Source organism: Flavobacterium sp. LMO6 (assembly GCF_009495795.1).
Taxonomy (GTDB): domain Bacteria; phylum Bacteroidota; class Bacteroidia; order Flavobacteriales; family Flavobacteriaceae; genus Flavobacterium.
This window is the reverse complement of sequence record NZ_WIBH01000005.1, coordinates 206,714-219,349: the sequence shown is the minus strand read 5'-3', so window position 1 is coordinate 219,349 and position 12,636 is coordinate 206,714. Positions and strand designations below refer to the sequence as shown.

At 32.4% G+C, this 12,636-nt stretch carries 10 protein-coding genes; 7 read left to right on the top strand and 3 right to left on the bottom strand.

The annotated features are described in order from the left end of the window. Positions 1-252 precede the first annotated feature (252 nt). Both GFJ99_RS07225 and GFJ99_RS07220 read left to right on the top strand, forming a co-directional pair. Positions 253-573, top strand: a complete 321-nt coding sequence (locus tag GFJ99_RS07225) for a hypothetical protein (protein ID WP_153208151.1) — start codon at positions 253-255, stop codon at positions 571-573. Positions 574-717: 144 nt separating this feature from the next. After that, positions 718-951 carry a hypothetical protein gene (locus GFJ99_RS07220; RefSeq protein WP_153208150.1) on the top strand — a complete coding sequence of 78 codons (234 nt, stop codon included), beginning with the start codon at positions 718-720 and terminating at the stop codon, positions 949-951. 35 nt (positions 952-986) lie between these two features. On the opposite strand, the gene GFJ99_RS07215 is transcribed toward GFJ99_RS07220, so the two are convergent. Beyond that, entirely contained in the window at positions 987-2,441 is a 1,455-nt protein-coding gene (locus GFJ99_RS07215; RefSeq protein ID WP_153208149.1) for a magnesium chelatase, read from the bottom strand. A 91-nt stretch (positions 2,442-2,532) separates the two neighbouring features. After that, positions 2,533-3,642 carry a VWA domain-containing protein gene (locus GFJ99_RS07210; protein ID WP_153208148.1) on the bottom strand — a complete coding sequence of 370 codons (1,110 nt, stop codon included), beginning with the start codon at positions 3,640-3,642 and terminating at the stop codon, positions 2,533-2,535. 341 nt (positions 3,643-3,983) lie between these two features. Between GFJ99_RS07210 and GFJ99_RS13745 the strand changes: the two genes are divergently transcribed. The 5 genes from GFJ99_RS13745 (at position 3,984) to eptA (ending at position 10,645) form a co-directional block, all read left to right on the top strand. Beyond that, positions 3,984-4,175 carry a four-helix bundle copper-binding protein gene (locus GFJ99_RS13745; RefSeq protein WP_238990079.1) on the top strand — a complete coding sequence of 64 codons (192 nt, stop codon included), beginning with the start codon at positions 3,984-3,986 and terminating at the stop codon, positions 4,173-4,175. 320 nt (positions 4,176-4,495) lie between these two features. Then, positions 4,496-5,917: an SDR family oxidoreductase gene (locus tag GFJ99_RS07200; protein WP_153208146.1), complete on the top strand. Its 1,422-nt coding sequence runs from the start codon at positions 4,496-4,498 to the stop codon at positions 5,915-5,917. 1,121 nt (positions 5,918-7,038) lie between these two features. Next, on the top strand, positions 7,039-8,067 hold the full coding sequence (locus tag GFJ99_RS07195) for a sulfite exporter TauE/SafE family protein (protein WP_153208145.1): 1,029 nt from the start codon (positions 7,039-7,041) through the stop codon (positions 8,065-8,067). Positions 8,068-8,304: 237 nt separating this feature from the next. Further along, a complete protein-coding gene (locus GFJ99_RS07190) occupies positions 8,305-9,132 on the top strand; it encodes a phosphatase PAP2 family protein (RefSeq protein WP_238990078.1) in 828 nt (275 codons plus the stop codon). After that, the gene (gene eptA, locus GFJ99_RS07185) at positions 9,113-10,645 is read left to right on the top strand and encodes a phosphoethanolamine--lipid A transferase EptA (protein WP_153208144.1); all 1,533 of its coding nucleotides are present in this window, start codon (positions 9,113-9,115) and stop codon (positions 10,643-10,645) included. The genes GFJ99_RS07190 and eptA overlap by 20 nt, the downstream gene beginning before the upstream one ends. A gap of 536 nt (positions 10,646-11,181) precedes the next feature. On the opposite strand, the gene GFJ99_RS07180 is transcribed toward eptA, so the two are convergent. Further along, positions 11,182-12,564, bottom strand: coding sequence for a hypothetical protein (locus GFJ99_RS07180; RefSeq protein ID WP_153208143.1), 1,383 nt, complete (start codon positions 12,562-12,564; stop codon positions 11,182-11,184). Between the last annotated feature and the right edge of the window lie 72 nt (positions 12,565-12,636).

Here is a 12,636-nt window from a genome sequence, read left to right as displayed (position 1 = left end):
ACGCGAGCACAAATAAAGTTGTGATTGATTTTATAAGTGGGAAGTAGAAGCAGGGTTTCAGTTGAAATAGTATAGCTTATTATAAAAAAAAGGAGTTTAATTCTATTTGATAAGTAATATTGATAGCTCAAAGTCGGGAGACTTTGCGCAGCGGGGAGTTGAGATATGAAGATATAGAGATAGTTGAAGAATCATAAATTAAACCTCTCGATTTTGATTAATAAACAATAAAAAAGTTAAGATAAGAAAATTATGAACAGAAGTGCCATAACCATTACCCCAAAACAACCTTTTATAGATTGGGCAAATACCTTAACGCCAGAATTTCCAATGGAAATTAATGTTTTAGGTGAATCACACACTTATTTAACAAATCCTGATTTTGATAATGCAGATAAGCACATTAAAAAATATTATAAAGAAATTTTTGAAGAAGAACTATTTGGTATTTGGACTGACCAAAATGATTGGCCTGAAAAACTAGATTACAAAACGTTCTGTAATTGGTTTCATTTTGAAATTAGTGATTGGGTTCAAGATTTGAGTAATAAACCATTATTTGATAATTTTTAACAAATTGAATCCTTTCAACGCTCGTGCGCGAAACGAAGTTCAGCGAAGCTAATCCTTTCGCGTTCAGTATTAAAACAATAAATGAGAAGCAATATATTATAACCGAAATAAGTTTAGGTATCAAAAAACAAAAAAGGAAGAGTAATGAAAATAGGTTTTAGAATTCCATCTGTTACTAAACGTATTGCAGCACGTACTTCTGTACAGCGTGTTATACGTCATAATTTAGGTTTTAAAGCATCCATAGGCATGGGCTGGTTAACCGATCCTAAAAAAGCTTTGTATAATCGGGTGTATAATCGAACTACTAGTAGTGGTTGTTTATTTTTCCTAGTGGGATTGTTGGGTGTTTTGTTAATTGGTTTCTTTTGGAGATAAAAAAAGCGGATTTGAATTTCAAATCCGCTTTTGCTTTATAGTTTATTAATAAAACTGCCCAAGGTATCTTTAAATTGGTAGCCGTTTTCAAAACGGTCTTTTGATAGTTTGTCATATTCTACTAATCCCCAAAGGATAAATTCTTTCATAAAATAGATATCTTCTTGTAAGGTTTGTGGCTGGTATTTTTTAATTAAAATGTCCAATGGCGCAACATCATCTAAAATTGATTGGTATTCTTCGTCAGAACAATCATCTAATAATTGAAAACCGCATGCGTAAAACCATTCTATTGTATCTGAAAATGCATTTTTTTCGCCTTGTTTTTCTAATTTTTCAATCTTAGGAAAATAAGCTGGAAAAAAAGTATGGATGGCATCGCCAATTAAATGTTGTGCAACAATGGCAGCTCCTTCTTGTTCTCCTTCATAAACCAACTCTACTTTGCCTGTAATTGCAGGAATTATTCCCATAAAATCGGATAAGCGTAAAGTGGTTTTGTCGTTTCCAGATTTCAAAGCTCTTCTTTCTGCAGTGCTTAACAAATTTTCGTAAGCGGTAATGCTCATACGTGCCGAAACACCACTTTTGTTGTCGATGTATTCGCTTTCTCGTGCCTCAAAACTAATTTGTTCTAGCAAATCTTTGGCGAAACTTGGGACATAAACCAAATCTGATTGCGATTCGTCGAGCTTGGCTTCTTGTTCCGTGATGGCTCTTGCAATGGCAATAGTTTCTGGATAATGGGTTAAAATTTGAGAACCAATTCTGTCTTTTAAAGGGGTTACGATGCTGCCACGATTGGTATAATCTTCTGGATTTGCAGTAAAAACAAATTGCATATCGAGAGGCAATCGCAACTTAAAACCACGGATTTGAATGTCGCCTTCTTGCAAGATATTGAAAAGTGCCACTTGAATTCGGGCTTGTAAATCGGGTAATTCGTTGATTACGAATATACAACGATTGGCTCTTGGTATCATTCCAAAATGAATTACCCTATCGTCAGCATAAGAAAGCTTTAAGTTAGCTGCTTTTATAGGGTCAACATCACCAATTAAATCGGCAACCGTAACATCTGGCGTTGCCAATTTTTCGTAAAAACGTTCGCTTCGATGCATCCACTCAATTGGAGTTGCATCGCCATTTTCTGAAATTAAATCTTTTGCAAAGCGAGAAATTGGATTTAAGGGATCGTCATTGATTTCTGAACCAGCAATTACGGGAATATATTCGTCTAATAATTCAATCATTTTGCGTGCCAATCGGGTTTTTGCCTGACCACGAAGTCCAAGTAGATTGATGTTGTGACGAGACAAAATCGCTCTTTCAAGTTCTGGAACAACCGTATTTTCAAATCCGTAAACTCCTTCAAAAACCGGTTTTCCCGATTTTATTTTTTCTCTTAGGTTATGGCGCAATTCGTCTTTTATACTTTTTGATTGGTATCCAGATAATTTTAATTCGCCAAGTGTTTTTATGTTATTCATTTAATTATTATTTGAATTGAAAAGTTTATGATGATTTAGTTTGTTCCTGATAATTTGTAAACTGCTTCTGCAAACTGAGACAGAACACTACTTACTTAATTTTCTTCTTCCGATTTGCTTCATAATCCTGAAAAATCATTTCACCAAGTCCTTTTAGTCCCGTGTAAAATGCTTTCCCTTGATTAGCTTCCGTAAAATTATCTACAAATCGCTGTAAATAAGGATCATTTGCAATCATAAAAGTAGTGATGGGAATATGCAATTTTCGGGCTTGTTGCGCTTGGTTGTAGCATTTGTCAACGATATATTCGTCGAGCCCATTGCTGTTCATATAATAATCGCCATTTTTTTCTCTCACGCAACTTGGTTTTCCATCAGTTATCATAAAAATCTGCTTGTTGGTGTTGCGTTTTCTTCGGAGCAAATCCATTGCCAATTGCAATCCAGCGACGGTATTGGTATGATAAGGTCCCACTTTTAGATAAGGTAAATCGCGAATAGCAATTGTCCAAGCGTCATTACCAAAAACCAAAATATCGAGTGTATCTTTCGGATATCGAGTTGTGATTAGTTCGGCTAATGCCATCGCTACTTTTTTGGCTGGTGTAATTCGGTCTTCGCCATAAAGAATCATGCTGTGCGAAATGTCAATCATTAAAACAGTACTCATTTGCGATTTAAACTGCGTTTCTTCAACCACTAAATCATTTTCTGTAAGCATGAATTCTTCCACACCATTGTTGATTTGTGCATTACGAAGACTTTCTGTTAAAGAAATTCGTTCGAGTCCATCGCCAAAATTAAATTCACGTAACTCTCCTGTGTGTTCATCCCCAGTTCCCGTTTGCTTGGTTTTGTGATTTCCTCCAGTTGCTTTTTTAAGATTCCCAAAAATTTGGTCTAAAGCTTGTTGACGAATCGCACGTTCGGTTTTTGCGGTGATACCTATTCCACCAGAAGAGCCGTCCTCTTTGAATTCTTCTTGGATGTATCCCTTTTTCTTTAAATCTTCAATAAAATCGTCGATGGTGTAGTTTTCATCGGTTAATTTGTATTCTACATCAAGTTCACGCAACCAATCAATGGCTTCGTCGAAATCGCCCGAAGTATGCGTTATTAACTCTTTAAAAATACCAAAAAGTCTATCAAAAGGGGTTTGATAGGGTGCTTCGTATTGTTTAAAATAAAATCCTTTCATCATATTTATAAAGGTAGATTATTTTAAAAATGAATTTTAAAAACGTTTATTAATTTTTAGTTAAATATCAAACTAAAAGTTCACCATTATAAAGAAAAAAGGAGTGAATGATACCCTATAATCTATATAATTATGTAACATGTCTGCTTTATAAAGTATTTACATTTACCACATTATGAAAATTCATTCACAATGTAAATCAAAGTAAAATGAAAAATTTAAAAAGTTGTATTGAAGCTTGTCTAGCTTGTTTAGTTACATGCGAAAAATGTATCACAGATTGTATTAAAGATGGCAATCAAGATTGTATCCTATTGTGCCGCGACTGTGCTGACATTTGTGCATTGTGCGCAAGATTTGATGCAAGAGGTTCTGAATACGCACAAGATCTACACGATTTGTGTGCTAAAATTTGTAAAGCATGTTCGATAGAGTGTGCTAAACATGCATCTCATCATGAAAGTTGTAAAGAATGTGCTGAAGCATGTAAAAAATGTGCTGAAGTTTGCGAAGCACTTACTTCTGTTAAAGCATAATATTTTTAAATATAAAAAAGGGTATAGATAACTTAATCTGCCCTTTTTTTATTCTGCCTTTATTTCATTTTCTTCAGAAACGAAATTCAGCCAATAAAACTTCAACAAAAACAAAGGATACCAGAGGGTTAAATTTGATATTTTTTTATATTTAGTATAGTTTTCCAATAATTATATTGTACTATTAGGTACGGTTTAAAAAGTTAATTTAATTTTTAATCGTAAAAAATTATAACTTTAAGCCTTACGGATTAGATTTCGAATAGCATTTCTTATTTACTAATCTAAAGTTGTTACAAATTATATTATAAAAAAACGATATGAAAATATTACTAACAGGTGCTACAGGTTATATTGGTAAACGATTGCTTCCGGTTTTAATTGAATTAGGACACGAAGTTGTTTGTTGCGTTAGAGATAGTAATAGATTTAATCCACCAGAATCTTTAAAAGCAAATATAACGGTGCTTCAGATTGATTTATTGGATGAAAAATCTCTTGAAAGTATTCCTGAAGATATTGATGGAGCTTATTATTTAGTGCATTCTATGTCTTCGGCAGGAGATTATGAATCTATGGAAGAAATTTCAGCTATAAATTTTAGAAATGCGCTTCAAAAAACCCAAGTGAAACATGTTGTTTATTTAAGTGGTATTGTTAATGAAACAGAACTTTCTAAACATTTAACTTCAAGAAAAAACGTAGAATTAGAACTAAGTAAAGGGGCTTATAATTTTACTACTTTAAGAGCAGGAATTATTATTGGTTCCGGAAGTGCTTCTTTTGAAATTATTAGAGATTTGGTTGAAAAACTACCTGTTATGGTGACTCCCAAATGGTTGCATACCAAATGCCAACCTATTGGAATTTCAGATGTTATTGCTTTTCTTTCCAAAACTTTGTTTCATCCAGAAACCTATAATCAAAATTTTGATATAGGAGGTCCTGATATACTATCGTATAAAAATATGTTATTGGATTTTGGAAAAGTGCGTAATTTAAAACGTAGCATTTTTGTTGTTCCTATAATGACTCCAAAACTTTCTTCTTACTGGCTGTATTTTGTAACCTCTACGTCTTATAACCTTGCCACTTCTTTAGTACATAGTATGAAAGTAGAGGTGGTTTGTAGAGATAATAAACTGAATACTATTCTTGGAATAGAACCCTTAAGTTATACAGCAGCCTTAAAAAGAGCTTTTAGTAAGATTGAAAACAACGAAATTATTTCCAGTTGGAAAGATGCTTATTCAAGTAGTGGATTAAATTTTAATGTGTCCGATTTTATTCAAGTTCCTTCTTTTGGATGTTTTAAAGACAGAAGAACTAGTACTGTTGAAAACCAAGAGAATTGTATTAACAAAATTTGGAGTATTGGAGGAAATACGGGTTGGTATTATGGTAATTGGTTATGGAAAATTAGAGGTTTTTTAGATAAGCTAACGGGTGGAGTAGGACTAAGAAGAGGGCGTACTTCTGAGAACGAACTAAACACAGGTGATGCATTAGATTTTTGGCGGGTTTTATATGCGAATAAGGAAGAAGGACGTTTGTTGCTGTTTGCTGAAATGAAATTACCCGGAGAAGCTTGGCTGGAATTTAGAATTGTTGGCAATCAATTGGTTCAAACGGCTACTTTCCGACCTTTAGGGTTGTTAGGAAGGTTGTATTGGTATTCGGTTCTTCCTTTTCATGGTTTTATATTTAAAGGCATGATTACTAATTTAACAAAAAATAATTAAGGTATAAGAGGTTTTTTTGTTTTGTTATGCTGTTAAGCTTGTTGCATTTTTTTAAACACATAGGGACATAGTTTGTTACACAGAGATGCACCGAGTTTTTTTCCCGAAGCTTCGGGATGGATTGCGTTGAGAGAGCTACACTAGGTCCGAAGTATCGGACGTTTCACTTTTGAAGTTGATTTTTGAATTTGAACTTGCCATTGTTTTAGCACGCGGATTATACGGGTCCGCCTTGGCGGAGCACTGATGGTGACGGATTTTTAAAACACATAGGGACATAGTTTGTTACACAGAGCTTCACCGAGTTTTTTTTGATATTGTTTGCGTTGAGAGAGCTACACCGAGCGTTTCACTTTGAAGTTGATTTTTGAATTTGAACTTGCCATTATTTTAGCACGCGGATTATACGGGTCCACCAAGGCGGAGCGCTGATTGTGACGGATTTTTTAACCACATAGAATCATAGATTTTTTATGTTCTTTGTGCATTCTTAGTGCCCTTTGTGGTTAAGTTTTTACACCGAGCTTCACGGAGTTTTTTTTGATATTGTTTGTGTTGAAAGAGCTACACCGAGCGTTTCACTTTGAAGTTGATTTTTGAATTTGAACTTGCTATTGTTTTGGCACGCGGATGATACGGGTTGACTCGATTGTCACCCTGAGCGAAGTCGAAGGCTAATGAGAAATTTACACCGAGCTTCACCGAGTTTTTTTTGATATTGTTTGCGTTGAGAGAGCTACACCGAGCGTTTCACTTTTGAAGTTGATTTTTGAATTTGAACTTGCCATTGTTTTAGCACTCGGATTATACGGGTCCGCCTTGGCGAAGCGCTGATGGTGACGGATTTTTAAACACATAGGGACATAGTTTGTTATATAGAGATGCACCGAGTTTTTTTTCCCGAAGCTTCGGGATGGTTTGTGTTGAGAGAGCTACACAGAGTATTAAGCTTTGACTTTGCACTTTTCATAGACAACATTAGCTATACGTTTAGTTTGTTATGTTGTTAAATAAGTATTAAAATTTAATTACACCTAAAGGGTTGCTATAAGTTGTTTATATTTGATGGTAAATAAAGTTGGGCGGAATAATCTACTGCCATTTACATTCAAAAACAAAGCATGACAATTACATTAATCATCATATTTATAGTTAGTTTTTTAGCATTTTCTATAAGTGCCATTTGTGGTGGTGGTGCAGGACTTATGCTTATACCAATACTTGGTCGACTTTTACCAATTAGTCAGGTTCCTGCCGCTTTATCCATTGGTACCTTTACAAGTTCGGCTTCTCGACTTGCTATTTTTAGAAAAAGCATTAGTTGGCCAATTGTTAAATATTTTGTACCCGCTGCATTACCTGCGGTATGGTTAGGGGCTTGGTTGCTGAAATATGTAAATCCTGTTTACTTGGAAATTGCCATGGGACTTTTTTTAATGAGTAACTTAACCTTTCTTTTTAAGAAACCAAAGGAACTAAACAACTCCGAAAAGCCTAAAAATTTTATTTTAGCACTTATTGGATTTTCTGCCGGTTTTTTATCAGGATTAACAGGCGCTGTGGGGTTGCTATTTAACCGTTTTTATTTACGTTACGGACTTACAAAAGAAGAAATTGTAGCAACAAGAGCCGCCAATGAAATTATTTTACATTTGGTTAAAATTGTTTTGTATTTTTTGTTTGGTTTAATAACTATGAAAGTTGTTTATATTGGTATTGTTGTTGCTGTTGCTGCCATTCTTTCTTCTTTAACCATGAAATGGATTTTACCTAAATTGAGTGAACTATTGTTTAAAAAAATTGGCTATTTTGCTATGGTGGTATCGGGTTTTTTGCTGCTTTCTCAATCTGGTTCCGATTTGTTAGTTGCTAATAATGGAACTATTGATACCGCAGTAATTGAAAAAGGATTGGAAAGTAAATTGAAATGGCAAAATGCAAACTATGCCCTTGAATTTACCTATAATGAGGGGTTTGAATTTGAGCAAATTATTCCAATAACCGAACTAACGTTAGCCCAACAAGAATTGGTAGCAATTAAAAATGCAGATAAAGTTGTAATTGAAGAAGTTCATACCATAGGCTCAACTTACTACGAAGCTTATTATTTTAAGAACAATACACTGATTCATAAAATGGAATTTAATTAAAAGGCGAAATTCCAATCTCAATTATACTGACAGTGCAAATGCTAATTACAAGAAAAGAATTGAACGCATTAAAGAGAAAAATATAAAATAAGTGTCTCACCGAGGGTTAATTAATAAAAAAATAATTTTCAAGCATCTTTTTTGAATTTTAAATTTGAAACTTAATTTATTCTTAATTCTGTAATTTTTTATCCAATTTTTAAGATATTTATTTATTTTTGTTAATAAATTCTTAAAATGAACACAGTTGTAATTGCTAATTTGAATAAAATTAAGCCTAGGTTATTTTTACTTCCCCTATTATTGATACTAACTATCGTTCTATTTCTTTTGGTAAATAATGCATTTAATGTTCAAGGTTATGTTGCCATTCAAAAAGATTGGTTTTATGAATTGAATCATTATTTTGGAGAGTTTTCTAAAACGGCATTTAACTTAACGCAATTAGGAGATGCTTCAATTTTTCTTTCCTTTATAATTCTATTGGTTATATATGCACCAAAAGTATGGGAGTCATTAATTTCCGGACTTTTAGTATCGGCGATATTGTGTAAATTTTTAAAGGATTTATTTTTAATTCCCAGACCTGCTGAAATTTTAGATGAAGGTAGTTTTATTATTATAGGGCGCACTTTACATGGTTTTAGTAGCTTGCCATCAGGTCATACCATTACTGTTTTTACGATTTTAACCATAGTAATGCTTGCCTTTATGCCTAAAAAAAGCGTGTATAAAGAGGGTTGGATTTTTCTTATGCTCTCATTAGGATATCTTATTGGATTGTCTAGAGTAGCTGTAGGAGCCCATTTTCCTCTTGATGTTCTGGTTGGGAGTATAGTGGGGTTTATATCTGCATTATTAGGAATTATGATTAGTAGAAGATATAAGATTTGGAATTGGATTTGTTTAAAGAAATTTGCTCCAGTATTTATTATTGCAATCGTAGCTTGTTTCGTTTCGGTTTCTATAAAAATATTTAATGAAAATATTATAGTGTTTTATTTAGCATTAATTAGTTTATTTGTTGCTCTTTATAAATTTATTTATGTTTACTTTAAAAAATAACTTTAAGATTCTTTCTTTTGTTTTATTTATTAGTTGTCTTAACTTCTTATTTTTTCATATTCCTTTTTTTAATTTCGTATTTGAGAATATCAATTATAAAAGTTTTAGCGGCGTTTTTGTAATTGCAAGTTTAGTTGTGCTTATGATTGTATTAAATGCATTTGTGTTTTTTTTACTGTTGTATTTATCTCAACGAATAGGCAAATTTTTATTGGTGTTGTTCTTTTTAATGAATGCTATTGCCGTTTATTTTGTAGCTACTTATGGCATCATTGTAGATGAAAGCATGATAGGTAATGTGTTTAATACCAATTACGATGAATCGAGTAGTTATTTTTCTTATAAAATGGTGTTATATCTTCTTTTTTTAGGAGTTTTACCAAGTTATTTTATTCTTAGAAGTAAAGTTGAACGCGTTTCTTTTAAGAGATTTTCAATACTTTCATCACTTACTTTACTATTTGCATTAGTTTTAGTTTTTGTTAATGCAAGTAATTGGCTTTGGATTGATAAGAATTCAAAACGATTAGGAGGTTTAGCGATGCCTTGGTCCTATGTAGTGAATACCTCTCTTTTTTATATTCATGAGAGTAAGAAAAATGAAAAAGAAATTTTACTTCCTGATGCTAAAATTAAGGATAATGAAAAGGCAGTTGTGGTCTTGGTTATTGGAGAATCGGCTCGAAGACAAAATTTTTCGTTGTATGGTTACAGTAAAAATACGAATCCGTTGTTGTCTAAAACTCAAAATTTATTCCATTTTGATGCCAATTCTAGTGCCACTTATACTACTGCTGGAGTAAAAAGTATTTTAGATCATAAAGAAACAGGTGATTTATATGAAATTTTACCTAATTATTTATATCGCAATGATGTTGAAGTAATTTGGCGAACTTCTAACTGGGGAGAGCCACCTGTTCATATTAAAAATTATCAAGATAGAGCCTATTTACAGACTAATTGTAAAGAAGAGTATTGTAATTATGACGAAGTACTTTTATATGGTTTAAAAGAACAAATTTTAGCTAGTAAAAAGAACAAAATTTTGATTATTTTACATACAAGCACAAGTCACGGTCCTAGTTATAACAAAAAATATCCTTCACAATTTGAACATTTTAAACCGGTTTGTGAAAGTGTTGAATTGTCTAATTGTTCTCAAGCCGAACTTATAAATGCGTATGATAATACAATTGTTTATACCGATTATATTTTGCACAAAACAATAGAAGCATTACAAGAATTAGATTCATATAAAAGCACACTGCTTTTTGTTTCTGATCATGGCGAATCTTTAGGTGAAAAAAACTTGTATATGCATGGTATTCCAATGAGTATTGCTCCTAAAGAACAATATGAAATTCCTTTTATTGTATGGCTTCCAGAGGATAGTTCTAAAAAGATTAAGAAATTTGACATGCTTTCTCAATATCATGTTTTTCATAGTGTTTTGAACTTTTTAAATATTGAGAGCCCGATTTACAATGAGGAAATGAATATTTTTAAAGAGTAGTTTATTTTTATTACTTTCTAAATAATCTTTTAGCTTTGATTATTGTGGTTTGAAGAGGAAAACTTCTCGATACGCTTGGCACTTGAAGTGACGAATAACGAAGTTGTTATTAATGAAATTTGATTTGTTCTCGATACAATTTTCTATCGAAAATTACTCGAACTGACGTGAATTTCATTCAATGGGTATTAGATTTATTTTTGTGGTTTGAAGAGGAAAACTTCTCGATACGCTTGGCACTCGAAATGAAGTGTAAAGAAAGTTGTTATTAATGAAATTTGACTTGTTCTCGATACAATTTTCTATCGAAAATTACTCGAACTGACGTAAATTTCATTCATCGGGTATTAGATTTATTTATTGTTTGATGAGGAAAACTTCTCGATACAATTTTCTATCGAAAATTACTCGAACTGACGTAAATTTTGTGAACGGGTTGTAGAAAAAAAAATCATTACATATTATACTATACTATACTAAAACACACTATTAATAGAACATTAATAGTGTGTTTGTGTAATTGCATTTTAATAGTATTACGATTTACTAAAAAACACTTTTACTATTTCTTCGTACGATTGTAATGGAACTGGGTGAACTCGCATTTTAAAAACTACTTTTTCTTTTGTTGATGGTAAAGATTTAAAATCGTTTGTTGTATAGTAGGCGAGTAATCCGTTAGCTGTAATTCCAATTAATGTGTTTTCTTCATTAGGATTAAAGTAAATATTATTTGGATATCTGTAAATGGCATTTTCACCTTTTTCAATTAAAATAACGTTTTTTAAAGCCAAAGCATTACCATCTTCATCAACAAATATAGGCGCAACATTTGCCCCTTGCGGATAGGCATGTGGCCAATCTAAATTTACAATTCCGAAATTAGAGACTTCTAGCGTACGCATTATTTTTTGGGATTCGTTTAATTTATCCATATTTTTATTGAGAAAATACGCTTGATAAACCCTTCTTTTTTCTCGGTAAATAGCCCATCTCTTTTCTATTATTGCTTTTTCTTTTTCAACTTTATTTAATAGACTGGCATATTTTCGTTTGTACGCTTTAAGCGCTTTATTATACGATGTATTATCTTTAAAACTTAGTGTACAAATGCATTTGGTTTTAACAGTATCTGGAATTTTATTCCAAGGCACAAATGTTACTTGATAAGTGCCATTATTCAAGTTTTCTACAATTATATCTTTTGCAAAGTCAAATCCGCATTTTTTTCCATCAATAGGATCAAACCAAACATCTTTGTACATTTCTAGTTTGTCGTTTTTATTCAGCTTATCGAAAACTTGAAACGAAAATTTAGTGGCTATTTTGGGTTCTATGGGTACTTCGGGTAAAGCGTCTAATTCATCACTTTCTTTTATCACGTTTATATTGTCTTTTCCGTTTAATTTCCATGTATTGCTCGTACTATCTAAATCATAGGTGTTAAATTTAGTATCAGCGGTATAACTTGGAAGTCCGACCTTAATTTTATTTTCAGGGTTTACTTTTAGATTTTTTCCTTTGAAGGACGCATTTATTTCAAACATACCAGCCGATTCAAAGACTTGTGTGTTTCCGTCTTGGTCTGTAATTTCCATAGGAATTCCGGCTAAATAGGTTTCTAATGGATTTGAAAATGTTCTGAATTTTACCGCTACAGGTTTAGTAACACTATTTCCATTTTCATCTAAAAATGCATTTTTTGGAATCGTAATAACAGCACCAGATTGATGGTGAATTACTGTGTCTTTTGTAGGTAAAATAGAATACTTTTCAAAAGTAATATTGGCTTGAGGTAGAGGAGGTGCTAAGGCATTTTCTTCTTCAGTTCTAACCGTTTCTTCTGATTTGTTTTTTGTGCAAGCTACTAGAATAGATAGACTTAGCACAAGCAGGAGTGTGCTGAAATAATTTTTCATACGTAATAAGATTTGGTTCATAAATAACGATAAAAAGTAGAACTTCTTATATTTACTTTCAAAATTATTCTT